Origin of the sequence: Micromonospora sp. Llam0, assembly GCF_003751085.1 — a bacterium.
In the GTDB taxonomy this organism is placed as follows: domain Bacteria; phylum Actinomycetota; class Actinomycetes; order Mycobacteriales; family Micromonosporaceae; genus Micromonospora_E.
On record NZ_RJJY01000001.1, the window covers coordinates 5,528,725 to 5,553,087 of the forward strand.

At 72.0% G+C, this 24,363-nt stretch carries 19 protein-coding genes, 1 tRNA gene and 1 pseudogene; 9 read left to right on the top strand and 12 right to left on the bottom strand.

Annotated elements, in window-relative coordinates; genetic code table 11:
* The first annotated feature begins 82 nt into the window (after positions 1-82).
* The 3 genes from EDC02_RS24155 (at position 83) to EDC02_RS24165 (ending at position 6,260) form a co-directional block, all read left to right on the top strand.
* Positions 83-3,151 carry an AAA family ATPase gene (locus EDC02_RS24155; RefSeq protein ID WP_123603917.1) on the top strand — a complete coding sequence of 1,023 codons (3,069 nt, stop codon included), beginning with the start codon at positions 83-85 and terminating at the stop codon, positions 3,149-3,151.
* Positions 3,152-3,337: 186 nt separating this feature from the next.
* The gene (locus EDC02_RS24160) at positions 3,338-5,929 is read left to right on the top strand and encodes a caspase family protein (protein ID WP_123603918.1); all 2,592 of its coding nucleotides are present in this window, start codon (positions 3,338-3,340) and stop codon (positions 5,927-5,929) included.
* Positions 5,930-6,032: 103 nt separating this feature from the next.
* On the top strand, positions 6,033-6,260 hold the full coding sequence (locus tag EDC02_RS24165) for a hypothetical protein (protein WP_148083590.1): 228 nt from the start codon (positions 6,033-6,035) through the stop codon (positions 6,258-6,260).
* Position 6,261: 1 nt separating this feature from the next.
* Here the strand turns inward: EDC02_RS24165 and EDC02_RS42430 are convergent, their stop codons facing one another.
* Positions 6,262-6,909, bottom strand: coding sequence for a LuxR C-terminal-related transcriptional regulator (locus tag EDC02_RS42430; protein ID WP_199757749.1), 648 nt, complete (start codon positions 6,907-6,909; stop codon positions 6,262-6,264).
* 319 nt (positions 6,910-7,228) lie between these two features.
* Here EDC02_RS42430 and EDC02_RS24175 point away from each other — a divergent pair, with 319 nt between their 5' ends.
* On the top strand, positions 7,229-8,290 hold the full coding sequence (locus EDC02_RS24175) for a hypothetical protein (RefSeq protein WP_199757750.1): 1,062 nt from the start codon (positions 7,229-7,231) through the stop codon (positions 8,288-8,290).
* Positions 8,291-8,368: 78 nt separating this feature from the next.
* On the opposite strand, the gene EDC02_RS24180 is transcribed toward EDC02_RS24175, so the two are convergent.
* Positions 8,369-8,458, bottom strand: a tRNA-Ser gene (locus EDC02_RS24180).
* Between the two features lie 90 nt (positions 8,459-8,548).
* On the opposite strand from EDC02_RS24180, the gene deoD reads away from it, so the two are divergent.
* Positions 8,549-9,256 (top strand): purine-nucleoside phosphorylase, encoded by a 708-nt coding sequence (deoD, locus tag EDC02_RS24185; RefSeq protein WP_123603920.1) that lies wholly within the window; start codon positions 8,549-8,551, stop codon positions 9,254-9,256.
* Positions 9,257-9,324: 68 nt separating this feature from the next.
* Here the strand turns inward: deoD and EDC02_RS24190 are convergent, their stop codons facing one another.
* The 4 genes from EDC02_RS24190 to EDC02_RS24205 all read right to left on the bottom strand — a co-directional run bounded on the left by EDC02_RS24190 (position 9,325) and on the right by EDC02_RS24205 (position 11,249).
* Positions 9,325-9,798: a nucleoside deaminase gene (locus tag EDC02_RS24190; RefSeq protein ID WP_123605106.1), complete on the bottom strand. Its 474-nt coding sequence runs from the start codon at positions 9,796-9,798 to the stop codon at positions 9,325-9,327.
* Between the two features lie 85 nt (positions 9,799-9,883).
* Positions 9,884-10,516, bottom strand: coding sequence for a tRNA adenosine deaminase-associated protein (locus EDC02_RS24195; protein WP_123605107.1), 633 nt, complete (start codon positions 10,514-10,516; stop codon positions 9,884-9,886).
* 176 nt (positions 10,517-10,692) lie between these two features.
* Positions 10,693-10,893: a hypothetical protein gene (locus EDC02_RS24200; RefSeq protein ID WP_148083591.1), complete on the bottom strand. Its 201-nt coding sequence runs from the start codon at positions 10,891-10,893 to the stop codon at positions 10,693-10,695.
* A gap of 23 nt (positions 10,894-10,916) precedes the next feature.
* Positions 10,917-11,249 (bottom strand): hypothetical protein, encoded by a 333-nt coding sequence (locus tag EDC02_RS24205; protein ID WP_123605108.1) that lies wholly within the window; start codon positions 11,247-11,249, stop codon positions 10,917-10,919.
* A 251-nt stretch (positions 11,250-11,500) separates the two neighbouring features.
* On the opposite strand from EDC02_RS24205, the gene EDC02_RS24210 reads away from it, so the two are divergent.
* Positions 11,501-12,499 carry a prephenate dehydrogenase/arogenate dehydrogenase family protein gene (locus tag EDC02_RS24210; RefSeq protein WP_123605109.1) on the top strand — a complete coding sequence of 333 codons (999 nt, stop codon included), beginning with the start codon at positions 11,501-11,503 and terminating at the stop codon, positions 12,497-12,499.
* Between the two features lie 8 nt (positions 12,500-12,507).
* On the opposite strand, the gene mtnA is transcribed toward EDC02_RS24210, so the two are convergent.
* Positions 12,508-13,497, bottom strand: coding sequence for an S-methyl-5-thioribose-1-phosphate isomerase (mtnA, locus tag EDC02_RS24215; protein WP_123603922.1), 990 nt, complete (start codon positions 13,495-13,497; stop codon positions 12,508-12,510).
* A 51-nt stretch (positions 13,498-13,548) separates the two neighbouring features.
* Between mtnA and EDC02_RS24220 the strand changes: the two genes are divergently transcribed.
* The gene (locus EDC02_RS24220; RefSeq protein ID WP_123603923.1) at positions 13,549-14,634 is read left to right on the top strand and encodes a PHP domain-containing protein; all 1,086 of its coding nucleotides are present in this window, start codon (positions 13,549-13,551) and stop codon (positions 14,632-14,634) included.
* A gap of 168 nt (positions 14,635-14,802) precedes the next feature.
* Here EDC02_RS24220 and EDC02_RS24225 read toward each other — a convergent pair.
* Positions 14,803-15,642, bottom strand: a pseudogene (locus tag EDC02_RS24225) (DMT family transporter); the annotation flags it as partial.
* A 59-nt stretch (positions 15,643-15,701) separates the two neighbouring features.
* Between EDC02_RS24225 and EDC02_RS24230 the strand changes: the two are divergent.
* Complete coding sequence (locus EDC02_RS24230) at positions 15,702-17,369, top strand: DUF885 domain-containing protein (protein WP_123603924.1); 1,668 nt, start codon at positions 15,702-15,704, stop codon at positions 17,367-17,369.
* Between the two features lie 60 nt (positions 17,370-17,429).
* Here EDC02_RS24230 and EDC02_RS24235 read toward each other — a convergent pair whose 3' ends face one another.
* The 3 genes from EDC02_RS24235 to EDC02_RS24245 all read right to left on the bottom strand — a co-directional run bounded on the left by EDC02_RS24235 (position 17,430) and on the right by EDC02_RS24245 (position 19,055).
* Entirely contained in the window at positions 17,430-17,837 is a 408-nt protein-coding gene (locus tag EDC02_RS24235) for a four-helix bundle copper-binding protein (RefSeq protein WP_123605110.1), read from the bottom strand.
* Between the two features lie 109 nt (positions 17,838-17,946).
* The gene (locus EDC02_RS24240) at positions 17,947-18,693 is read right to left on the bottom strand and encodes an ATP-binding protein (protein WP_123603925.1); all 747 of its coding nucleotides are present in this window, start codon (positions 18,691-18,693) and stop codon (positions 17,947-17,949) included.
* Positions 18,690-19,055, bottom strand: a complete 366-nt coding sequence (locus tag EDC02_RS24245) for an STAS domain-containing protein (RefSeq protein ID WP_123603926.1) — start codon at positions 19,053-19,055, stop codon at positions 18,690-18,692. Before EDC02_RS24245 ends, EDC02_RS24240 begins: the two co-directional genes overlap by 4 nt.
* A 259-nt stretch (positions 19,056-19,314) precedes the next feature.
* Here EDC02_RS24245 and EDC02_RS24250 point away from each other — a divergent pair, with 259 nt between their 5' ends.
* On the top strand, positions 19,315-19,755 hold the full coding sequence (locus EDC02_RS24250) for a DoxX family protein (protein ID WP_123603927.1): 441 nt from the start codon (positions 19,315-19,317) through the stop codon (positions 19,753-19,755).
* A 127-nt stretch (positions 19,756-19,882) separates the two neighbouring features.
* On the opposite strand, the gene EDC02_RS24255 is transcribed toward EDC02_RS24250, so the two are convergent.
* Positions 19,883-24,268 (bottom strand): ExeM/NucH family extracellular endonuclease, encoded by a 4,386-nt coding sequence (locus tag EDC02_RS24255; RefSeq protein WP_123603928.1) that lies wholly within the window; start codon positions 24,266-24,268, stop codon positions 19,883-19,885.
* Between the last annotated feature and the right edge of the window lie 95 nt (positions 24,269-24,363).

Consider the following 24,363-nt stretch of genomic DNA (forward strand, 5'->3'; position numbering starts at 1 on the left):
GCTGGGTCAGCATCGGCCACCGAATACGATGTGACACGCGGCGGCGGCTGACAGTCCCCATTACTCGCGCCACCATGGACACATGGCGACGGCGTACGCATCTGCGCAGTTTCCGGCAGCGGGTGGATCTTTCATCGGCCGCGCCGCGGAACGCGCCCAGCTGACCGGGCTGCTGACCGAGGCGGCGGGCGGTGCCGCCGCGACGGTCTTCGTCGCCGGTGAGGCGGGCGTCGGAAAGAGCCGGCTGCTCCAGGAGTTCGCCACCGAGGCCCGCTCGGCGGGTCGCACCGTACTGCACGGCGCCTGCATCAACCTCGGTACCGGCGCGCTGCCGTACGCCCCGTTGATCGACGCCCTGCGGCGGATCGTCCGGGAACGCGGCGAGCAGCGGGTACGCGAGCTGGGCGGCCCGTCCTACGCCGAACTCAGCCGGCTGGTGTCGGACTTCACCGGAGTCGCGCCCCTCGGCGAGTCGACCGCACAGCTACGGGTGTTCGGCGCGGTGCTGCGGATGCTCGACCACTTCGGCGCGCACGCACCGACCGTACTGATCTTCGAGGACCTGCACTGGGCCGACCCATCCACCTTGGACCTGATCTCCTATCTGGCCCGGGCGCAGACCGACGAGCGGATCCTGCTGGTGCACAGCTACCGGTCGAACGACCTGGACCGGCGGCATCCGCTGCGGACGCTGCTCGCCGAGCCGGACTTCATCCGCCGGATCCACCGGCTGGAGCTGGCCCGGTTCACCCGCGCCGAGCTGGAACGGTTCCTGACCGCGTCGACCGGCGGCTCGGTGGACCGGCCGCTGCTGGACCGGTACTACGAACTGTCCGACGGAAACGCGTTCTTCGCCGAGGAACTGGTGGTCTCCGGGGTGTTGACCGATCCCGCGTCCACCCGACTGCCCAACTCGCTGAGCGAGATCATGCTGTCCCGGGTCGAACTGCTCGACGACGCCGCGGCCGACGTGCTGCGAGCCGCAGCAGCCGCCGGGCGGCGGGTCAGCCACCGGCTGCTGGCGGCCGTCTGCGACCTGCCCGATCAGCAACTGATCAAAGCGCTGCGGCAGTGCGTCGCCCAGCACGTTCTCACCATCGACGCCGCCGACGACACGTACGTCTTCCGGCATGCCCTGCTGCGCGAGGCGGTCTACCAGGAACTGCTGCCGGGTGAACGGGTCGGGCTGCACCGCGCGCTCGCCACTGCCCTCACCGCGGACCCGGGGTTCAGCCTCGCCGAGGATCTCACCGCAGCGGCCGAACTGGCCTACCACTGGTACGAGGCCAGAGCGCTACCGGAGGCGCTGACCGCCGCCGTCCGTGCCGGCGAGATGGCGGTACGGGTCCACGCGTTCCGCGAAGCCGAACAGCACTACCAGCGGGTGCTCAGCCTGTGGTCGCGGGTCGACGATCCGCAGCGACGCACCGGCCAGCCGCATTGGCGGGTGCTGGCCGCCGCCGCCGACACCGCCCGGTGGGGCGGTCGGGTCGAGCAGGCACTGGAACTGATCCGCGCCGCGATCGCCGAGGTGGACCGGGCCGCGATTGCCGAGGTGGACCGGGCCGCCGCCCCTCGCTACGCGGGTGAACTGCTCGAACGCCTCGGCAACTACCTCTGGGAAGCCGGTGAGTACGGCGATTCGCAGCAGACCTACCGGGCGGCGGCGCGGGCGCTGGCCGGGCAGCCGCCGAGCGCGGTGAGCGCTCGGGTACTGGCCGCTGTGGCGATGGCCGAGGTTCGCGAGGGCCGGTACGCCGAGGGTGCGCGGGAAGGTGCCCACGCCGTCGAGATGGCCCGGGCGGTGCCGGCCAGGGCCGAGGAGGGCCGCGCGCTCAACACCCTGGGCATGGCGTTGACCATGCTCGACCAGCCGAGCGACGGCATGGCCAAGGTACGCGAGGCACTGCGGATCGCCGAGGAGGTCGACCACCTGGAGGACCTGTTCCGGGCGTACGGCAACCTCGCGGTGGCGCTGGAGCACGTGGGGCGGCTGACCGACTCGGTCCAGGTCGCCCTCACCGGGCTGAAAGTGGCCCGCGAACGCGGGCTGGAGCAGGCCCGCGGCGCCGGCGTGCTGGCCAACAACGCCGCCGCGACGCTGGTACTGCTCGGCCGGTGGGACGAGGCGGCCGCGGTGCTGGACGACGTGCTGCGGGCCAGGCCGCTACGGGGCACCCTCTACCCCCGGCTGACCCTGGCCGAGATCCGGCTCGCTCAGGGGTCCTTCGACGCGGCCGCCGATCTGCTGGCCGACGTACAACTCGTGGACCGGCCGACCACCGACCCCCGGTTCGTCGGACCGCTGTACGCCTGTCTGGCGGAGCTCGCCCTGTGGCGGGACGACCGGGCCGGGGCGGATGACGCGGTGCGAGCCGGCCTGGCCGCGCTGGACGGCCAGGCCAACATCCTGGAGCTGACCCGGATGTACGCCGTCGGGCTACGGGCCGCCGCTGACGAGTGCGAAGTGCTGCGGACGCAACCCGAGCGCGACCCGGTCCGGTTGTCGGCGGTTGTCGCGTACGCCGAGCGGTTGGCCGACCAGGCGCAGGCCGACCAGGCGCAGGCCGACCAGGCGCAGGCCGACCAGGCCGGGGTTTCGCAGGTACGGGTGTTGCGTGACCTCTGCCTGGCCGAGCTCGCCCGGGCCCGGGGCACCGCCGACCCCGACGCCTGGGCGGCGGTGGCCCGTGGCTGGTCGATGCTCGGTCGGTCCTACCCGGCGGGCTACGCCTACTGGCGGGAAGCCGAGACCGCGCTCGACGCCGGCGACCTGGCCCGCGCCGGATCGGCCGCCCGGTCGGCCTGGCAGACGACCGAGCCGCTGCCGGCCGGGCCGCTGCGTACCGAGATCGAGGCGATGGCCCGCCGGGCCCGCATCCCCCTCGACCCTGAGCTGCCGGAGCCAGCCGACGACACCGCCGGGCCGGCAGCACGGCCGTTCGGTCTCACCGCCCGCGAGTTGGAGGTGCTGTGCCTGCTCTGCCTGGGCAGGACCAATCGGGAGATCGCCACCGAACTGTTCATCACCGAACGCACGGCGGGTGTCCACGTGTCCAACCTGCTCAAGAAGATGGCGGCCAACAACCGCAATGCCGCCGCCTCGATGGCCCATCGGCTCCGGCTCTGCACCGATCGCGATTCCGGATAGACCTCCGTACGGCGCCGTCGCGCCGAACGTACCGGTAGCTCGTCCTATCAGGTCGGAGCCGGTCGCCACCGGGCGAGCCGAATGTGACCGTACGCAAAAGATCGTAGGCACCGAGTGATGACGCCACCGGTGCCCGAGCCGTAAAGTCCACACCGGATCTGCTGGGCAACCTTTCAGGGGGTAGCGGTGACGCGGAGAGCATTGCTGGTCGGTTCTCAGACCGACGGCCTCACCGGAGTGCACAACGATGTCGAAACGATCGCGGCGGCGCTCGACGGGCGCGGGTTCACCATTTCCTGTCTCACCGGCGACGATGCCACCCGGGCCGGAATCCTCGCCGGCTACCAGAAGCTAATCGGACAGAGCACGGCGGACGATACCGTCCTGTTCTACTACAGCGGTCACGGCGGATACGCGCACGCACCGGATCCGGCCAGCGAGGAGCCGGCCACCGACGACCCGGCCAGCCAGCCGACGCCCGGGCGACGGCCGGCCGATCTGCAGTTCATTGTGCCCACCGACTACTCCCCATCCACCGAGGGCGAGTTTCTGGGCATCACCTCGGTCGAGTTGTCCGTGCTGCAGGCCCGGCTGACCGAGGTGACGCAGAACGTGGTGGTGGCCTTGGACTGCTGCCACTCCGCCCACCAGTCCCGCGACCCCGACCTGCGGGTCAAAGGCCTGGACCGGCAGTCGACCACCCGGTACGAGCAGATCAGCCGGCACCTGGCGGCGCTGCGCCGGGACGGGCTCGCGGTCGACCGGCGGGTAGCGACCGGCAACCCGTACTCGGTGCGGCTGGTGGCCTGCGCTCCCGAGCAGTTCGCCTACGAGTACCGCAACGGTGCCGGGCAGCGCACCGGAATGTTCACCGAGGCGCTGATCCAGGCACTGGCCGCCGCCGAGGACCTTCCGGTGACCTGGTTCACGCTGATGGAGACGGTACGTCGCCAGGTGCTGCGCCGGGCGTCGAACCAGCGGCCCGAGGTGGAAGGGCCGTCCCGCCGGCTGCTGTTCTCACTCCAGGAGACGGACCCGATCGCCGGCCTGCCGGTGGCCCCCATTCCCGACGGTCGGGTGGTCCTGCCCGGCGCGCCGCTGCTCGGCGTCGAGCTGCACGACGAGTTCACCGTGATGCCGGCCGAGCTGCCGGTCGACGAGGAGACCAGCGTCGGCACCGCCGTCGTCGACCGGCTCGGGGCGCTGGCGGCACAGGCCGAGCTCACCCTGCGTACCGGCTGGTCCGAGGTGCCGGCGACAGCCCGGGCGTACCGGACCCGCAGCGCCGCGCCCGCGCTGCCGGTCCGGGTGACCGAACCGGACGCCGCCGACCTCGTCGCCGCGATCCGGACCAGCACCCTGGTCCGGCTGGCCGATGCTGACGAGCCGTGCACCGTGGAGGTCCGGCCCGATCGGGCCGGCAACTACCAGATCCACGACCGGACCGGTCCGCTGCACAGCCCCCGCCCGGCCGGGCCGGGCACCGCCGCCCGGCTGCTCACCGACCTGGAACGGGTTGCCCGCGCCACCGGACTGCGGGCCCTTGGGGAAGACCCCCGGTGCGCCCTCGACACCCCGTTGACCTTCGAGTGGGGCCGGGTCGTCGACGGCGTCGAGGTGCCGATGCGGTCCGCCGGCGAGGTCGTGCACGACGGCGACCAGGTGTACGTACGGGTGCGTAACGGCGGCACCGAGACGGTCTACGTGTCGCTGCTCGACATCGGTGTCTCCGCCCGGATCGAGAATCTCACCAACTTCGCGCCGTCCGGGTTCCGGCTCGAGCCCGGCAAGGAGTACCTGGTGGGGTACGACGCCCTGAGCGGCGTACTGCGTGGTGTGCGACTGAACTGGCCGGCCGGCATCGTGCCGGCGGCCGGGCGGCCGGAGACGGTCCTGCTGATCGCCACCTCGCAGCCGCAGGACGTCGGGCTGCTCCAGCAGGACGGCATCCGCACCGCCGACCGCGCCGAGGTCCGCCGCCGCGTCCCGCGTCGCGACCAGTCGCCGCTGGAGCGGGCACTCGACCAGCTGGGCAGCGGCGGTATGCGGGAGATGTCCAACGACTTCGCCCCGGAGGTGCGCTACGCGCTGCGTACCATCGATTTCAGCCTGAGTCCGACGGCACGGCCGCCGGCCGAGTCGGTGCGGTTCCTGATCGACGAACGCCCGGACCGGTCGCGGATGCTGTTCCGGGCCCGCGGCGGCGCGGCGAGCACTGTCGCGGTCCGGCTGGACGAGGTGCTGGTGCACCGTAACCGGGCGCTGCGCAGCGCCGACATACGGGTCGACGCGGTGGTGCTCACCGGCACCACCGACGACGGCGGAGCGGTGCCGTACCGGGCGGAGACGGCGCGGTTCCGCAACGTCCGCGACGGTGAGCGGCTGCCGTTGGACCGGATGCTGGTCTACCACGGTCGGGCGGTGGACTACCTGGACCTGGCGGTCTGGGTGTCCCGGGACACCGGGGACAGTCGGGCGCTGAGCGACCTGCTGCGCGACGAACTCAACGGCCCAACTGTCCAGGCGGCCGGTGCGCAACTGATCGGGCTGGCCGTGGCCGCCCCGCAGGCCGCCGCCGCGGCCGCCGCGATCGGGGCGGGTGCCGTGGTCGTCAACCTGGCGTACCGGCTGCTGCTGGACGCGGTCGGCGACAGCATCGGCCTGTACCGCACCTCCCTGCTGGCGACCGAGGAATTCGGCGTCGGCCGGCACCCGGCCGTGGGAAATCTGCGGGCGCAGGACTTCTCGTTCTCGTACACGGTCGAAACGGTCGACTGACCAACGCCTCCGCCGGATCACCGGTACGCAGTTCTGCTAATTACGCCCGGCGCCCGGCGGTGCTGAAATATCCGTACGGACAACCGACTGAAAGGTGGAAATCATGGCTCGTAAGCGTGTGATCGTCGATGGGTCCGAGTGGGAGATCCCCGAGTCGAACCTCGACCCGATCCTCTTGAGCATCCAGACCGCCATGGAAACCGGTTCGGTGGTCAAGCTGGAGCTGCTGGACGGGGCCGACCGGCCGGTGACGGTCTACCTCAACGGCCGGACCGCGGTGACCGTGGTCGTGGACCTCGGCCTCGACCCCCGCCCGAGCGAGATGTCCTGACTCACCCGTCGCGACGGCCGGTGACGGCCAGCGCGTCCGGCGGCGGGAGCAGGCCCAGCCGTTGGGCCCGCAGCACGGTGGTCAGCCGGTCGGAGGTGCCGAACTTGCGGTACATCCGCTCCTGGTGCTTGGCCACCGTACGCGGCGACAGCAGCAGCCGGTGACCGATCGCCCGAGCGGTCAGACCGTCCGCGAGCAGCCGCAGGATCTCCTGCTCGCGGACGGTCAGCCGAGGCAACCGCACGGGCGGCACGGCCGCCCCCGGCCGGTCGGCAAAGGTGCACCCGGCCGCCGACTGCGGCCGGCTCCACGACTCGGCCAGGGTCCGGATCGCGGCGAGCTGGCCGGCGGTACGCCGGACCGGCTGCGTACCGGCCCCTGGCCGGGTACCGGACAGCCCGCTCGGCGGGGCGGTACGCGGGCCGGTGGTGCTCCACCGCCAGTGTCCGTCCCGGCGGGCCAGGTCGCCGAGGGCCAGCCCGAGCTGGACCAGGGCGCGCAGCAACACCGGGTCGCCGGCGGCGGCCGCCGTCAGCAGGGTCCGGGTGGTCGGCTCAACCGGCCCGGGAAGCACCAGGTCGAGCAGCCGGTCGGCGGGCTCGGCCCGGTGGGCGGGGTGGTCCGGCAGGGGAGGAAGCGTGGTGGTCATCGCAGCGGCTCCTGATGTGATCGGTCGACGTGCGGGTCGGACACCGGCACATCGCCAGCTTCGCCGCGCCCGGCGACCGTTCCATCGGGGGAACTACGTAGTCGCACCAGTACGCCATACATAGATCCGGCCGGGCACCCCTTATATCTGCACCGGCCGACAATTCGCCCCCACTACTACGCACTATTACGGCAACGGGCTCCGATCGCTTCTTGAGTCAGCGACGCAGCGGATAGTTTTTGACCCGTACGCATGTAGCCGATCATCTTCCACACACCTTTCTGATGATTTGGTGGCTTACCGGAAAGGACAGATACCGATGGCCAGTGCGAGCGTGGCTGTCCGGGCCGCCGGCGCGTCGTCCGGGCGTACCGCCGCGTCCGGGCGTACCGCCGCGGAAGACCACGTCCGGGACCTCGCCCGACGGGGCATCCTGGCGGACCGCGCCAGGGCGGCGTCCGACGCGGAGCGCGGGCTGCTCCGCACGGGTGGGTACACACTGGTCTGGCCGGTGGTGTTCCAGCGGCTGACCCGCCGGATCGAACTCGCCCGGGGACACCACACCTGCGCGTCGTCGGTCCACCGGCTGGAAGCCGACTGCCTGGACAAGTTCCACGACGACGTCGAGGCGGTCCTCGACGACCTGCTGGCCAACGCCAAGGTCCCGGTGGTCAACCTGGAAGGGTGGATCGCCCGGCGGATCGGCCCGGCCACCGTCGACGCGCATCGCCGCCGACGCGGCGACCGTGGCGCGTTGCAGCGACCCCGGCTGCCCGGATGGCTCAAGACCGACCTCGGCCAGGACCCGTGGCTGCTGGCCCTCGCCGTCGAGGTGCTGGTCTGGGTGGGGATCCCGGCCACGGCCGGAGTACGGGTGTGGCCGCTGTCCGCGTGGGCAGACCGCCGGGCCGCCGCCACCGGGCACTGTGGCGGCGGCGAACGGGAGGTGACGGCCGACCTCGACCGGGTGCTCGCCGCGATGCGCAAACGTCCGAAGTGGTACGCGGACTTCGTCGAACGACCACTTGGCCGCAAGCACGCCCCGGTGCTGCCGGCCGCCCGGGGCGGAACCGGTCCGGCTCGCGAGACCGACCACCTGCAGCCGAGGACGCCGGACGAGGCGGACGAGGCCCGGTTGACCGAGTTGGCGTCGGTCGCGGTGACGGCGATCGAGGCGCAGCTGCGTCGAGGCGCCGACCCCCGGTGCGCGGTGGTCGCCGTACTCCGCTCGGTGTTCGACACCGGCACGGGTGCCGAGGAGATGGACCGGCCGCCCGGTGGTGGACCGGCCGCGGACGAGCGGGTCGCCGCCCTGCTGGCCGACTCTGCGGCGATCGACCGGATCGCCAGCGCCGTCGTCGAGCTGATCGCCGACCGGTGAGGACCGGTGCGCCGAAACGCCCGGCCGGTCCTCGCGGACCTGCCGGGCGTTCAACTAGCAGGATGGTCGCCTGCTCAGTGGCGGTGGCGGCGGGATTTGAACCCGCGGAGGGCGTGAACCCTCACACGCTTTCGAGGCGTGCTCCTTAGGCCACTCGGACACACCACCGCCGAGTAGGCTACCCGAAGCGCCGGCCGGCCGTCACGGCGGTCCCGCCCGAGCGCGGGCAGCGCCGGCCGCACTGGCAGGATCATGGCTATGAGCACGCACATCGGAGCCAAGCCCGGCGACATCGCCGAGCGGGTCCTCATGCCCGGGGACCCGCTGCGCGCCAAGTGGATCGCCGAGAACTTCCTCGAGGACGCCACCTGCTACTCGAACGTGCGCGGCATGTTCGGCTTCACCGGCCGGTATGCCGGGACGCGGGTGTCGGTGCAGGGGTCGGGGATGGGCATGCCGTCGGCGTCGATCTACGCCCACGAGCTGATCAACGAGTACGGGGTGCGGACGCTGATCCGGGTCGGCTCCTGCGGCGCGCTGGCGGAGGACCTGCAACTGCGGGACGTCATCGCGGCAAACGGTTCGTCGACCGACTCGAACATGAACCGGGTGCGCTTCGCCGGGCTGGTCGACTACGCCCCGGTGGCGGACTTCGGCCTGCTGCGTACGGCGGTCGACGCTGCCCAGCGGCACGGCGTCGACCTGCGGGTCGGCCCGGTCCTGGCCGCCGACGCGTTCTACACCGACCGGCCGGACCTGTACGACACGCTGGCCGATTACGGGGTGCTGGCGGTCGAGATGGAGTCGGCGGCGCTCTACACCATCGCCGCCCGGTTCCGGGCCCGCGCGCTGACCATCCTCACCGTGAGCGACCACATCCGTACCGGCGAGAAGATGAGCGCGGACGACCGGGAGCAGACCTTCAGCGAAATGGTCCGCATCGCGCTGGACACCGCGATCGCCTGACGCCGCCAGGGATCGGCCGACGATACCTGCGGACCGCCCGGCTCGACGAAGAACGCCCGCGGTGCGGCTCAGCGGAAGAACGCCCGCAGCGCGGCGGCGCACTCGTCGGCCAGCACCCCGGCGTACACGGTCGGCCGGTGGTTGAGGCGGCGGTCGCGCACGACGTCCCACAGCGATCCGACGGCACCGGTCTTCGGCTCCCACGCGCCGAAGACCACGGTCGAGATCCGGGCCAGCACCAACGCGCCGGCGCACATGGTGCACGGCTCCAGGGTGACCACCAGAGTGCACCCGTCGAGCCGCCACCGGCCGAGCCGGGCGGCGGCCCGGCGCAGCGCGAGGATCTCGGCGTGCGCCGTCGGGTCGCCGGTCAGTTCGCGTTCGTTGTGGGCGACCGCGAGTTCGCGACCGGCCGCGTCGTAGACGACCGCACCGACCGGCACGTCGGCCGCACCGACGGATACCCCGACCGGGCCGACCGGCGCCTGTCCCGGGCCGGCGTCGGCGGTTGGCTCGCCGGCCACCGACAACGCCCGCCGCATCCAGCTCTCGTGCAGCGGGTCGCGGTGCCGCCGGGCCGTCGGCACGCCGTCGCCCCGCCCGGTCACGCCGTCGCCCCGCCCGGTCTCATGCCTCGCGCAACTCCTCGATCTCGTCGCCGCAGCCGACCGTCTGGCAGATCTCGGCGGTCATGTCGGCCGGCAGCATGCCGTCACGGGCGCACAGTGCCAGCAGCCGTCGGGCCGACAGGCCGAGGTCGGCGAGCAGGTCGGCGTCCCCGACCGGCTCCGCGTCCGGGTCGGCGGCCGGCTCATCGTCGTCGTCCTCCTCGTCAGCCAACGCGTCGACGTCGTCGGAGTCGTCCAACGGGTCGCCGATCAGGTACCCGCCGGCGCTGGAACCGGCCGGCGCGGCAGCGGCGGCGGACATCGAGCCGCCGCCGGCACCGACCACGACCGGTTCGAGGTCGACCTCGACGGCCGGGGTACGGATGTCGCCGATCAGCAGCGCGCCCAGCCGCGACTCCTCGGCGAACGCGGCGTCCGAACTGAAGATTCGCAGATCCTCGCCCTCGTCGAGGCGCAGGATCACCAGGTAGCTGTCGTCCGATTCGACGAACAGCAGTGACACCTCGGCGTCGGGATCGACCTCACGGAGCCGGTCGACCACCTCGTCGATGTCGGCGACCCCACCGAGGTCGAGCTCGGCGCCGGACCAACCGGCCGGGCCGCGTACGGCAGCGGCAGCAAAATAGGGCACGGTCCCCCCAATGGTCCCTGCGGTCACCGGGCGGCGCGGCATCCCCGCCGCCGTCGGCGACCGCCGATTCTGTCGTCAGAATGACGGTATCGGCTCAGGTCGGTCGTTGACCCCACAACGCCCCGAACAGTCACTGACCGGCAGGGACGGGTGCGCGACAGCGCGTCGGCGTTCGGTCAGTTGACCAGTCGGCGGGCCGCGATCAGCTGGCGCAGCTGCTGCCCCCGGACCTTACGGGGCCGGACCCGTTCGCGGCCGAGCTTGGCTCCGGCAAGCTCGGCGAGGATCTGCAGTCGGCGCCGATTCCGCTCGGGATCGAGCCGGTGCCCAGTGTTGGCCATGCCGCCGAGCGTGCCGACCGTCGCCGCGTTCGTCAAGCCCGGGATTCGCCCGCCGCCGGTCACCACAGTGGCCAGTCGCCGGTCGCCGCCCAGTGTGTGGCGAGCGCCACAGTCGTGATGCTCCAGCCGGCCGACATGGCGAGCGCGATGCCGGTCGCCACGCCCCGGTCGCCGACCCGGGCGAGCAGGATCGCGACGGCCCAGGCGAGTACGCCGCAGAGCAGCGTCGACAGGGCGTACCCGCGCAGGTCCTGGCCGATCAGGCCGGTCAGCAGCAGCCACAGCGCGGTGGCCAGCGCCCCGAGTGCGACGGCTCCCGGGCGTACCGGGTGCGGCTCCCGGTAGGTCGGCCGGGACGGGGCCGGTGGCCGCGCGGGCATGGCCGGAAACATCCCCGGCGGGTACGGGTGCTGGCCGCGCGGTGGACCCCAACCGGCCGCCGGCGGGTGCCAGCCGGCCGGCGTACCGGGCCAACCGGGCGGGCTGGTCGGTGCGGGTGACGGCCAGTCGATCGGCCGGTCCGGCATCTCGTCCCTCCCTCCTGCGGCGGGGCGGCGGCTCGTGACGGTCCACCGCCGTGCCAGTCAGCGTACCGACGACGGCTGCCCGATCGCGCCCTGGCTCGATGTGGCAGAGTCACCGCGTGCGAGTGGCGGTGATCGGGCTGGGGCTGATCGGCGGTTCGGCGCTACGCGCGTTCGCCGCCGCCGGACACCGGGTTTTCGGGTACGACGCCGATCCCGCGACCCGGGCCACCGCGCGTACCGCCGCCGCGCGGGCGGCACTCGGCGCGCGCTGGCAGGTCGCCCCGACGGTACGGGACGCGGTGGCCGACGCCGATCTGGTGCTGTTGGCGGTGCCGCTGCCGGCGGTGGGTCCGGTGCTCGACGAGATCGCCGCGGTCGGCTACTCCGGGCTGGTCACCGACGTCACCTCGGTCAAGGAACCGGTGCGGCGGCTGGTCGACCGGCGGCTGCACCGCCAGCACGACCGGACCGCCGGGTTCGTCGGCGGCCATCCGATGGCCGGTCGGGAGACCTCCGGGTTCACCTCCGCCGATCCGGAGCTGTTCACCGGCTGTGCCTGGGTGCTCTGCCTGGAGCCGCCGGTGACCTCGGTCGACGACTGGCTGACGGTGGCGACAGCGGTGACCGGGCTGGGCGCCCGGGTGGTACCGGCCACCGCCGAGGAGCACGACCGGGCCGTCGCGGCGATCAGTCACGTACCGCATCTGCTCGCGACGGCGCTGGCCGCCACCGCGGTGACCGACCCGCTCGCCTGGTCGTTGGCCGCGGGATCGTTCCGGGACGGCACCCGGGTAGCCGCCAGCCGACCGGAGTTGGTGGCGGCGATGTGCGGCGGCAACGCCGGGGCGGTCCGGGCCGCCCTGGACGAGGTGCTCTCCGCGCTGGCGGCGGCCCGGGCGGCGCTGGACGCGGACGATCCGGTGCAGGCTCTGGTGCCGTGGCTGGCCCCGGGCAGTTCGGCGCGGATCGGTTGGCCGCCGCAGCCGGGCCGGCCGCTGGAACTGCCGGCCCGGCCGGACGCGCTGCTGCGGCTGGGTCGGGCCGGCGGCTGGGTCACCGCCGTGGCCGACGACCGACGTACCGTGACGGCGGTCCGGCCGGCACCGGTCGACTGACCGACGGGTCAGATCCGTTCGCCCCGGTCCAGCCGGACCACCCGGCGGTCAGTGACGACGGCGGTCACCAGGTCGGCGGGCGTCACGTCGAAGGCGGGGTTGACCGCGCCGGCCCCGGCCGGTGTGGTCCGGGTAGCGGCGAAGCTGACCACCTCGGCGGACCCCCGGTCCTCGATCTCGACCTGCGCGCCGGTCGCGGTCGCCGGATCCACCGTCGATTCGGGAGCCACCACCACGAACGGCAGTCCGGCCCGGCGGGCGCCGAGCGCATGGGCGTACGTGCCGATCTTGTTGATCGTGTCGCCGTTCGCGCAGATCCGGTCGGCGCCCACGACGACCGCGTCGACCAGGCCACGGGCCATCAGGAACGGCCCGGCCCCGTCGACGGCGACCCGGAAGTCGACCCCGGCCCGGTCGAGTTCCCAGGCGGTCAGCCGGGCACCTTGCAGCAGCGGCCGGGTCTCACTGGCGATCACCGACTCCAGCCCGCCGCGCCGGTGCAGTTCCACGACGACCCCGAGCGCGGTACCTCCGGTGACCGTGGCCAGCGCACCGGTGTTGCAGTGGGTCAGCAGCCGGCACCGGGATGGGCAGAGCTGCCCGAGCAGGTCGGCCCCGAGCCGGGCCATCGCCACCGACGCCGCCTCCTCCTCGTCGCGCAGGGCCACCGCTTCGGCAAGTACGGCCGACGGGCTCTCCGCGAGCCGGGCCGCCGCCCGGTCGACGCCCCGGGCGAGGTTGACCGCGGTCGGCCGGGCGGTGCGCAGCCGGTCGACGGCGTCGGCCAGCCGGTCCGGCTGGTCGTGGTGCAGCCGCGCGGCCAGCGCCACCCCGAGGGCACCGGCCACGCCGAGCGCCGGCGCGCCGCGGACCGCCAGGGACCGGATCGCGTCGACCACCGCCTCGACGGTGGACAGCCGCAGTACGGTGGTCCGGTCGGGCAGCGCGGTCTGGTCGATGATGTCGATGGCGTCGTCGACCCAGTCGATGGTCCGCATGCGACGACCTTAGTCGGCTCCGGCCGGGCGACAGTACCGCCGAAGGGACCTATGGTGACCGGTGTGAGCGATGCCCGGGACCCGATCGCCGACCTTCGTCGGATCGCCTTCCTGCTGGAGCGGGCCAATGAGGCGACCTACCGGGTACGCGCGTTCCGGTCCGCCGCCGCGGCACTGGCCGGACTGCCCGCCGTCGAGCTGACCCAGCGGGCCGATGCCGGCACGTTGACCGAGCTCACCGGGGTCGGCGAGGTGACCGCCCGGTGCGTGGCCGAGTCGCTGGCCGGCGGGGAGCCGGTCTATCTGCGCCGGCTGCTGGCCACCGAGGGCACCGACCTGGACGAGGCGGCGGCGGCACTGCGCGCCGCGCTGCGCGGCGACTGCCACACCCACTCGGACTGGTCCGACGGCGGTTCGCCGATCGAGGAGATGGCGTTGGCCGCGGTCGAGCTGGGCCACGAGTACCTGGTGCTGACCGATCATTCGCCCCGGCTCACGGTCGCCCGCGGGTTGACTGCCGCCCGGCTGCGGCGCCAACTCGACCACGTCGCGGCGCTCAACGCCGCCCTGCCGGAGGGCTTCCGGATCCTGACCGGCATCGAGGTGGACATCCTGCCGGACGGCTCCCTCGACCAGTCCGACGAACTGCTCGACCGGCTCGACGTGGTGGTCGGCTCGGTGCACGCCAATCTGCGTGACGACCGGGCGCGAATGACCCGGCGGATGCTGACCGCGGTCGCCAACCCCCGGCTGGACATCCTCGGTCACTGCACCGGCCGGATGGTGACGTCGCGGCCGCCGGGGGTGACCGGCCCGGGCGACCGCGGCCACCGGCGACGGTCCCGGCCGCCGAGTGACTTCGACGCCGAAGCGGTCTTTGCCGCCTGCGCCGAGCACGGCAAGGCCGTCGAGATCAACTCCCGGCCGGAGCGGCAGGACCCGCCGAAGCGGCTGATCCGGCTAGCGGTCGAGACCGGCTGTCTGTTCGCCATCGACACCGACGCCCACGCGCCGGGTCAGCTCGACTGGCAGCGGTTCGGCTGCGCCCGGGCCGCGCTCTGCGGTGTCGACGTCGACCGGGTGGTCAACACCTGGTCGGCCCGGCGACTGGTCGACTGGGCCGCCGCCCATCACTGAACCGCTGTCCGGCAGCGGGCCGCCGGACAGCAATGAGCCGCTGTCCGGGACCGTGCCGCCGGGCAGCGGGCCGGAACGGGCCGGTCGGGGCAGCCCGGTGCCCTGTGCGATGGCCACTCCGGCCAACACGATCAGCGCCCCGACCGGCTGGTGCCAGACCAGCCGCTCGCCGAGGACCGACACCCCGGCGGCGACCGCGACGACCGGCACGACATAGGTGACGGTAGCCGCCGTACTGGCACCGACCAGCCGGATGTTGCGCATGTGGATCACGAAGGCCAGGCCGGTGCCGACCGCCCCGAGGACCAGCACGCTCACGATCACCGTCGGGGAGAGCCGGGTCGGCGTCGGCGGGGCCCCGGCGACGATCGGCGCGACGACGGCCAACTGGCCGGTGGCCAGGATCAGTTGGGTCGCGGCGAGCGCGACGCCGCTGTCGGACCGGCCGGCGACGAACCGCTTCTGGTACGGGATCGTCGCCCCGTAGCAGGCGGCCGCGCCGAGACACATCAACTGCCCGGCGAACTGTCCCCCGCCGACACCCTGCCAGACGCCGAGCACCACCAGCACGCCGACGAAGCCCAACCCGGTGCCGGCCAGCCGGCGGGCCGTCATCGTCTCGGTGCGGAACACCAGCGCCGCCAGCGGCAGGGCGATCAGCGGGGTGGTGGCGTTCCAGATGCCGGCGAGCAGCGACGGGATCCGCTGCTCCCCGTACCCGATGAGGGTGAACGGCAACGCGACCCCGATCGCGGCGACGACGCACTGGTGCAGCCACAGCTGCGGATCCCGGGGCAGCCGGTCACCGATCAGGGGCAACACGATCAGCAGGGTGAGCGCACCGGCGGCGACCCGGGCCAGGGTCACATGGATCGGATGCAGCTCGGCGACCCCGATCTTGATCAGCAGGAAACTGGTGCCCCAGATGCCGGCGAGCAGCAGGAAGCCGGGCAGCCAGCTGGCGAGCCGGGGACCGGGTGGTGGGCCGGCCGGGCCGGTGTTCCGCATGCCCGTACCCGCCTCTCGGATCCGCCGGCCCCGCCGGCCTGCCGCGTAGGGTCATCAGCATGGGACGTGTGGATGACATCAGCAACAGCTTTGTCGAGCGGTGGGCGCGGCTGAATCCGATCGGAGCCACCTACATCGGCGTCGACGGGTACGACGACCAGCTCGACGACCTGTCACCGGACGGGTACGCCGAACGCGCCACCCTGACCCGCGACACGTTGCGGCAGCTCGATGTCGCCGACCCGGAGTCGGAGGCCGAGCGGGTGGCCCGGGACGCGATGGCGGAGCGGCTCGGCCTGGAGCTGGCCCGCTACGAGGCGGGCGAGGAGACCAGCGAGCTGAGCGTCATCACCAGCGGTCTGCACCAGCTGCGCCAGGTCTTCGACCTGATGCCGACCGAGGGCACCGAGGCGGTGGCCAACATCGCCGCCCGGCTGGACAACTATCCGCAGGCCCTGGACCAGGTACGGGTCACCCTGCTGGACGCGGCCCGGGCCGGGCACGCGGCACCCCGGGCGCAGATGCTCAAGGTCGCCGACCAGTGCGATGTCTGGACCGACCCGGAAGCGGACGACTTCTTCCACGCCCTGGTCGGCCGGCTGGCCGCTCCGGCCACGCTCACCGCGGACCTGCGCCGCGCGGCCTCGGCGGCCACTGCGGCGACCATCGCGTTCGGCCGGTTCCTGCGTACCGAGCTGGCCCCGTTGGGGCGGGACACCGAGGCCGCCGGACGGGACCGCTACGAACTCGCCTCCCAGTACTTTCTGGGCGCACGGATCGACCTGGACGAGACGTACGCCTGGGGATTCTTCGAGTTGGACCGCATCGAGCAGGAGATGCGCCGGGTCGCCGCCGAGATCGCCGGGCACGGCGCCAGCATCGACGACGCGGTACGCGCCCTGGACGCCGACCCAGCGCGGACCATCGCCGGTGGTGCGGCGTTCCGCGACTGGATGCAGGCGTTGGCCGACAAGGCCATCGGGGACCTGCACGGCTCCCATTTCGACATCCCGCAGCAGATCCGGCGGATCGAGTGCTGCCTCGCGCCGACCAGCGACGGTGGCATCTACTACACCGGGCCGAGCGAGGACTTCTCCCGACCGGGCCGGATGTGGTGGGCGGTGCCGCACGGGCTCACCGAGTTCTCGACCTGGCGGGAGGTGACCACCGTCTTCCACGAAGGGGTGCCCGGGCATCATCTGCAGATCGGTCAGACACAGGTCCGTGCCGATCTGCTCAACCGGTGGCAGCGGCTGCTCTGCTGGTGTTCCGGGCACAGCGAGGGTTGGGCGCTGTACGCGGAGCGGCTGATGGACGAGTTGGGTTACCTCGCCGACCCCGGTGACCGGCTCGGCATGCTGGACGGTCAGGCGCTGCGGGCGGCTCGGGTGATCGTGGACATCGGCCTGCACCTGCAGTTGACCATCCCGTCGAACTCGTTCAACTTCCATCCCGGCGAGCGGTGGACTCCGGAGCTGGCGTGGCAGTTCCTGCGGGCGCACTGCCAACTGCCGGACGAAATTCTGCGGTTCGAGCTGGACCGGTATCTCGGCTGGCCGGGGCAGGCGGCGGCGTACAAGGTCGGGGAGCGGATCTGGCTGCAGGCCCGGGCCGACGCCCAGGCCCGCAAGGGTGCCGCCTTCGACCTCAAGGAGTTCCATCAGGCGGCGCTGAACCTGGGCGTACTCGGTCTCGACCCGCTGCGGACCGCACTGGCCCGGATCTGACCGCCTGCCCGACGGGCCGCGCCGATGGCCGGGCTGGGCCGATGGCCGGACGGTCCCGGCTCAGCCGAGCGCGGCCATCAGGTCCCGGCAGGCCTGCTCGCACCGACGGCAGGCCTCGGCGCAGACCTGGCAGTGCTCGTGCTCGCTGGCGTGTGCCTGACACTCCTCGCCGCACGAACGGCACGCCTGGATACATGCCTGCAGCATCACCCGGGTGGTGTTCGCGTCGTAGCCGGTGTGTCGGGAGAGCACCCGGCCGGTGGTGGCACAGATGTCTGCGCAGTCGAGATTGGTGCGGATGCATTTGACCAAATCGGCGACCATGTCCTCACTCAGGCACGCGTCGGCGCAGGCGGTGCAGGCCTGAGCGCAGTCGAAGCAGGCGTCGATGCAGTCGGCGAGTGCCCGCTGGTCGACGTGTCCCAGATCGAGCGGATAGGTTTCCAGCATCTCGGTTGCTTGCGTCATCGTGACCTCCACAGGTGTGACCGTTGAGGTCGGGTACCCGCTGCCCGGCCCAACTAACACCGGCCCAACTAACACCGGCCCGGCCGACACCGGTCGGGCGCCGGCCCGGTCAGTCGGGCAGCCGCAGTGCCGCCCACACCGTCTTGCCGTCGGCGAATCCGGCGTACCCCCAGTCGCTGGCGAGCGCCTCGATGATGGCCAGCCCTCGGCCACGGCCGGGTGCCGGCCCGGGCCGGGGCCCGGTGGCCGGTCGGGGCAGCTCGGCAGCGCGGTCCCGGACGCTGATCCGGATCGCTCCGGCCTGCCGGGTGGTGGTGACGTCCAGCTCGGTGCCGGCGTGTTCGACCGCGTTGCTGACCAGCTCGGAGCCGATCACCATCGCCTCGTCGACCAGAGTGGTCAGCTGCCACGAGCGGCAGGCACCGCCGATCAGCCGGCGGGCCTGTCCCGGTGAGTGCGGGTGCGGGGGCAGGTACTCGTGCCACCGGTACGGCGACCTCGGAGCGGATTCGACCAGTTTGGTGGCGTCGATCACGCTGTCCTGCACACTCACCAGACCGCTGATGCTGTGCCGGGCGAGCCGGCCGGTGGGTGAGTCGGGCCGGGCGCACAGGTGCACCACCGGACGGTGGCTGGCGTCGCCGCCCTGGACGATGGCGAAGACCCGCAGCCCGATCGGGCTGGCCACGGTCACCTCGTCCAGCTCGACGAGCAGCGCCAACGGCTCCTCCAGCAGGCAGCGGCGCAGCACCGGGGCGAGCCGGACCAGTTCGGTGTCGGTCAACGCACCGGTCAGCCGGACCCGGGTGACACCGTTGGCGAAGTCACGCGTCACCAGCCAGGTGAGGGTGTTCACCCGTGGTTCCCGTTGTCCGGTCTACCACCGTAGACGGTTCCGGTGTGGTCCTGCGGCGCGATGCCCAGCAACGGCGCGACTCCGGTCACCCGCAGCACCCGGGCGACGATCGGCCGCGGGTTGCGGACGATCAGGATCTGGCCCTGGCCGGCGGCCGCATGGTGCGCGTCGACGAGTTCCTTGACCGCACTCGAATCGATCAGTGTGACGGCCTCCAGGTCGACGACGATCCAGGTCGCCTGCTGCCGGTCGACCGCCCGAACGGCGGTGCTGAGCTCTCCGGTGGCGGTCATGTCCAGCTCGCCGGAGGCTTCGATGACGCAGTGCCCGGCTTCGGGTGACGACACCCGGATCTCGTGCATGCTGGCTCCGTCTGGCGGGTCGCGACTCCGACCTGCGGTGGCGCCCGTGGGCCCGCGCGGCGGAGTTGGGCTGCTCGAAGCGCCCAGCCTACGCGACGCCACCCGAATGCTGGGGACAGACCGGGAGACCGCCGACCCAGGTTAGCGGATAACCTAGTCGGCCCTCACACTAAGTGAGAAATCGTTGACTGGATTTTATTTCGGTCGATACGATCCGGGCGCCGTGGGACCAGTGTTCCCAAGTTCACGAGGAGTCCCCATGCCCGTATTCACCCGCCTGCCGGAGATCGTCCCCACACTGTTCCGCGTGGTGGTCGGTCTGCTGTTCACGCTGCGCGGTGCCGCCTCGATCTTCGGGATCTTCGGCGGCTTCCGGGGCACCGGCGAGGCACTGGAGATCGGCGTCTGGCCCGGCTGGTGGGCCGCGCTGATCCAGCTTGTCGGCGGCCTGTTGGTCCTCACCGGACTCGGTACCCGGGTGGCCGCCGTCATCTGCTCCGGATCGATGGCGTACGCCTACTTCGTGGTCCATCAGCCGGATGCGCTGCTCCCGCAGAACAACGGCGGCGAGCTCGCCGCGCTGTTCTGCTGGGCGTTTCTGCTGGTGGCCGCGCTGGGGCCAGGCCGGTACTCGCTCGACGCCATGCTGGCTCGACGCCGTACGGCCGCCGTTGCCGCCCCGGAGCCGGCGACCGTCTGACCACACGGCGGTAGCCGGAACCCGGCAAGACCGGTACGGCCCGGCGGACCAGTCAAGGTCCGCCGGGCCGTACCGTTTCTCAGGGCGCTTCTCAGCACTGCTTCTCAGTGCTGTCGAACCGGGCGGCTCACAACCGGGCGCACTGCCCGGACACCGGGCCCTGCACCGTGTTTACCCGGTCCTCGTCGACCGGCATCGGGCTGTTGCCCTGGCAGTGCAGCGGGCCACGAATCGTGTTCCCCGCAACGACCACCGGCAACTCGTCGTGCTTGTTGTTGACCAGCCGGACCGGACCGGAGATGTCAGCGCCGTCCAGCCGCAGACCGCCGTCACCGCCAGTCACCTCCAGCGGGCCTCGGATGGTCATCCCGGTCAGCGTCACCGCCCCGGTCGCCCGCAGCAGGGCCAGCGGCCCGGAGACGCTCGTACCGGTGAAGCTCACCGCCGCCGGACGGTTCGCGGTGAGCGGACCGTTGACCGCACCGTCGGTGGCGATCAGCGTCGCCCCCGGGCGGACCGTGACCGGACCGTTGACCGTCGCCGACTCCAGGCAGTAGGTCATCTCCGCCTTGACGATCAGCCCACCGTCGTGCGTGCCGGTGACCGTCACGTCGCAGGTCGGTTCGGGCTGGCCGATCGCCGACCGCGACTCGGGGTCCGCGGTGATCGGCGAGTTCTCGGCGAAGTACGCGACCAGCATGGTCAGGTCGTTGTCACCGGTGGTGGAGGTGTCGGTGCCGTCGGCCAGGGTGGTGAAGTTGTCGCCACCCGCCGCCAGGAACGAGTTGACCGTGACCCGGTAGGTCCCGGTCGGCGACACCGGCTGACCGTTGAGGGTCATCGAGGTGATCCGCTCGCCCTGCGGCAACGTCGGGTCGTACGTGTAGAAGAAGCCCTCCGACACGCCGAGCCACAGCAGCGGACGCGACGCCCCGGCCGGCTGCCACTGCTCCTCCAGCACCTGCTTGACCTGGGCACCGGTGTAGGTCCGGGTGACCATGTCGTTGGCGAACGGCTGGGTCGAGAACGCCTCCGCGTAGGTGATCACCCCGTCCTCGCCGTACAGCAGGTCGGCGCGCAGCCCACCCGGGTTCATGAAGGCGATCTGCGCACCACCCCGACCCGGCTCCCGGGTCCCGGCGAGCTGAACGTCGGCGATGAAGTTGCCGAGCACCGACTCCTTGCCCCGGTCCTCGTTGCCGTTGGTGTATGCCCGGGTGATGTCGGCGGTGACCGAACCCAGCGGCTGCTGGCCGAGCACGTCGGCGTTGGCCTTCGCCGCCGCCACGATGTCGGCGACCTCCTGGTTCACCGGCGCGCCGACCACGTCGACGATCTCGACGGTGTCCGTCTCGACCGTCCCCGCCTCGGCGTCCACCTGCAGCACCACCCGGCCGAGCTTCTTGCCGTAGTCCTCGGCCTGCAGCACCGGCCGGGTCTCGTCGGTGCCGGGCACCGGCACCTCGAAGGCGTACGGCTGGTGGGTGTGCCCGCTGAAGATGACGTCGATCTCCGGCACGGTCCGGGTGAACGGGCCGAACACCGGGTCGTTCATCAGCGCCTCGGGCGAGTCGATGTGCTCGGTGGCCGCGCCCTCGTGGGTGAGCAGCACCACCACGTCCGCCTCGCCGTTGCTCTCGTCGCCGTCCTTGAGCGCGGTGGCGACCAGGTCGGCCTCGGGTGCCGGCGGGCGGAAGGTGAGCCCGGCGATGCCGTCCGGGCTCACCAGCGAGCCGGTCTGCTCGGTGACCACACCGATGTAGCCGACCCGGATCCCGCCGATCTCCTGCACGTGGTAAGCCGGCAGCGCCCGCTCGTCGTCGCGGTACACGTTGGCACCCAGGTACGGGAAGTCCGAACGCGGGATGACCCGGTCGGTCAGGTCCACCATGCCCTTGTCGAACTCGTGATTACCGACCGCAGCCACGTCGAGACCGGCCGCGTTGAGCGCGTCGAGGGTCGGATTGTCGTCGTCGATCGCCGAGATGAACGTCGACGCTCCGATGTTGTCTCCGCCGGAGACGAACACCGTGTTCGGATTGGCCGCCCGGTACTGGTCGACCAGCCCGGCCACCTGGGCCGCACCGCCGACCGGTTGGCCGTCGACCGTACCGACGGATTCGAGCCGGCCGTGGAAGTCGTTGATCCCCAGCAGCTGCAGCTCGACCGGACCGTCGGCGCCGGTGTCCAGCCCGATGATCATCGGGTTGTGGTCGCTGGCCCGGAACGGACCCGGGTCGAAGAAGGTCGGGAAGCCGTTGTACTGGAAGGCGTACGACTCGACCGCGTTGATCTGCCAGACGTCGGCCCCGGTGACCCGGGTGGCCAGCGACGGCGAGGCCAGCGCGTGGTCCAGCGAACCCGACTCACCGGCGAACACGTAGGTGCTGCGTCCGGTGTCGTTCAGGTTGACGTAGTCGGCGTCGTAGAGGGCCCGCATCGGGTCCTCCTGGGTGTACGAGTTGAAGTCGCCGAGCAGCAGCACGTTGTCGCTGCCGCTGTCGGCGACCAGCCCGTCGACGAAATCGGCCAGCGCGGCGGCCTGCCGGGTCCGGTCACCGTTGTACGCGCCCTGTCCGTCACCGGTGTCGACGTTGTCGCCGGTCGGCGGCGTCGAGGTGCTCTTGGACTTGAAGTGGTTGGCCACCACGGTGAAGGTCAGCTCGTCGGCGGTGAAGGTCTGCGCGATCGGCTCCCGCGCGTTGAACCAGACGCTCTCGTCGTCGACCGACCGGGACGGCCCGACCGGGGTCACCGCAGCCGGCTTGAAGATGATCGCGTTGCTGATGAAGTCCTGCTGGGCGGTGCCCGGCAGGTCCGCCGGGGAGCGGACGTAGTCCCAGGTACCGGCACCGTCGGCGGCGTTCAGCGCGCCGACCAGCCGGATCAGGGCCTTCTCCGGCTCGCCCGGCGCGAACCGCACCGAGTTCTCGATCTCCTGCAGGCCGACCACGTGCGCGTCCAGCGCGGTGATCGCCGCGACGATCTTCGCCTCCTGCTTGGCCAGCGCGGCCTCGTCCGCCGCACCACGCGCGTCGCCGCCGAAGTGGACGAAGTAGTTCAGCACGTTGAAGCTGGCCACCCGGATGTCGCCACCGACGGACGCCGGGGCGGCGGTACGCGGGTTGGTCGCCTTGAACGTGGTCCGCTCGGCGGCCGGCGTGTCCGCGTCGACCGGCAGGGTGGGCTGCAGCCGCCACTCGTCGAAGCCGTACGACAGCACGCTCGGCCCGAACGCCTCGACCGAGTCGCCGACCCGCAGCGGCTGGTCCGGCGAGACGTACGGCGGGGCGATGCCGGCGCTGGCCAGGTTGGTGGTCCGGGCGTCGTCGACCAGGATCCGGTTGAGCAGGTTGTCGGTGGCGATCTGCTCGGCCTGGGCGCTGCCCGGCTGCGCCACGTCGGTCGGGATGACCGCCGGGGTGTCACCGGCGGTGAGTACGACCTCGCCGTACCGGTTGGTGTTGTAGACCTCGGCGACGGCGTAGTCGCCGACCGGGGCCACCAGCATCGACTCGACGGACTCCCGGTCGCCGGCGGCCAGCGGCAGGGTCAGCGCGACCGGCGCGGGCAGCGGGTTGTCCCGGTCGCAGACCTGCACGTCGGGCCGCGCGCCGATGCTCACCTGGGTCAGTCCGAAGTACTCCCCGGCGTTGCCGGTGACCCGTACGCGGTCGCCGATGGTGACACCCGGGTGGTTGGCCGGTTCGCCGGTCAGGTAGACGAAGAGGCCGTCGCTGGCGGTGCCGGCGGCAACCGTACGGGACCCACCGGTGCCGGCGGTCTGCAGGTAGACGCCGTTGTAGCCGCCGACGCGGTGGTCGGCGACGACGATGCCTTCGACGGTGACCTCGGTGCCGGCCAGCGGCGTGCTGTCACCGGTGCCCTGCACCTCGGCGATGCTGTGCGTCACCGCGACGTCGCAGCCCAGCTCGGGGTCAGGGTCCGGGTCGCCGCCACCGGCCCCGTTGCGGACGCCGAAGGTGTCGGCGGCCGGCTGCTGCCAGTCGCCGTCGACCTTCTGCAGCGAGTGCCCGACCGGGGTGTCGGAGGTCTCGGCGACGCCGATGTCGACGCTGGTCGCACCGTCCGCCGGGCCACCGGCCGCAGTCAGGGTGCCTTCGTAGCTGAGGAACTCGACGACGGCGCCGGCCGGGTCGACCAGGGCCACCCCGTCCGGGGACCCGTTCTGGATCCCGTTGGCGGGGTATCCGGCGACGGCGACACCGGCGGCGGCGACCGTGCCGCCGAGCGTACGGGTGTCGTAGACGGTGCCGTTGGATCCGTTGTAGAGGACGATCTGCCAACCGGTCAGGTCGAAGTCGACCGGTGCCTCGATCTCGATCGCCTCGCCGGTGTCGGTGCCGGCGTTGTCGTAGTGGATCTCGCTGATGAACGGGTCACCGGCGGCTGGTGCGGCCATGGCGGCGGCGCTGCCGGGCACGCTGAGCGCGCCGGCCCCCACGACCGCGGTGATGATTTTCCAGGTGGCTATGCGTCTGTGCTGGCGCATGTAGGCGTTCCTCCGGTCAGAGGGTGAGTCCAGTAAATCTAGGAGACGCGGGTTTCGAAGCACAGACGGGTCGGTGGTGACCCGTTAAACATTCG

Excerpts from the sequence above, each read along its gene's own strand:
- EDC02_RS24155 (WP_123603917.1), top strand. The coding sequence starts at position 83 with ATGGCGACGGCGTACGCATCTGCGCAGTTTCCGGCAGCGGGTGGATCT.
- EDC02_RS24165 (WP_148083590.1), top strand. The coding sequence starts at position 6,033 with ATGGCTCGTAAGCGTGTGATCGTCGATGGGTCCGAGTGGGAGATCCCC.
- EDC02_RS42430 (WP_199757749.1), bottom strand. The coding sequence starts at position 6,909 with ATGACCACCACGCTTCCTCCCCTGCCGGACCACCCCGCCCACCGGGCC.
- EDC02_RS24175 (WP_199757750.1), top strand. The coding sequence starts at position 7,229 with ATGGCCAGTGCGAGCGTGGCTGTCCGGGCCGCCGGCGCGTCGTCCGGG.
- deoD (WP_123603920.1), top strand. The coding sequence starts at position 8,549 with ATGAGCACGCACATCGGAGCCAAGCCCGGCGACATCGCCGAGCGGGTC.
- EDC02_RS24190 (WP_123605106.1), bottom strand. The coding sequence starts at position 9,798 with ATGCGGCGGGCGTTGTCGGTGGCCGGCGAGCCAACCGCCGACGCCGGC.
- EDC02_RS24205 (WP_123605108.1), bottom strand. The coding sequence starts at position 11,249 with ATGTTTCCGGCCATGCCCGCGCGGCCACCGGCCCCGTCCCGGCCGACC.
- mtnA (WP_123603922.1), bottom strand. The coding sequence starts at position 13,497 with ATGCGGACCATCGACTGGGTCGACGACGCCATCGACATCATCGACCAG.
- EDC02_RS24220 (WP_123603923.1), top strand. The coding sequence starts at position 13,549 with ATGGTGACCGGTGTGAGCGATGCCCGGGACCCGATCGCCGACCTTCGT.
- EDC02_RS24230 (WP_123603924.1), top strand. The coding sequence starts at position 15,702 with ATGGGACGTGTGGATGACATCAGCAACAGCTTTGTCGAGCGGTGGGCG.
- EDC02_RS24235 (WP_123605110.1), bottom strand. The coding sequence starts at position 17,837 with ATGACGCAAGCAACCGAGATGCTGGAAACCTATCCGCTCGATCTGGGA.
- EDC02_RS24245 (WP_123603926.1), bottom strand. The coding sequence starts at position 19,055 with ATGCACGAGATCCGGGTGTCGTCACCCGAAGCCGGGCACTGCGTCATC.
- EDC02_RS24250 (WP_123603927.1), top strand. The coding sequence starts at position 19,315 with ATGCCCGTATTCACCCGCCTGCCGGAGATCGTCCCCACACTGTTCCGC.
- EDC02_RS24255 (WP_123603928.1), bottom strand. The coding sequence starts at position 24,268 with ATGCGCCAGCACAGACGCATAGCCACCTGGAAAATCATCACCGCGGTC.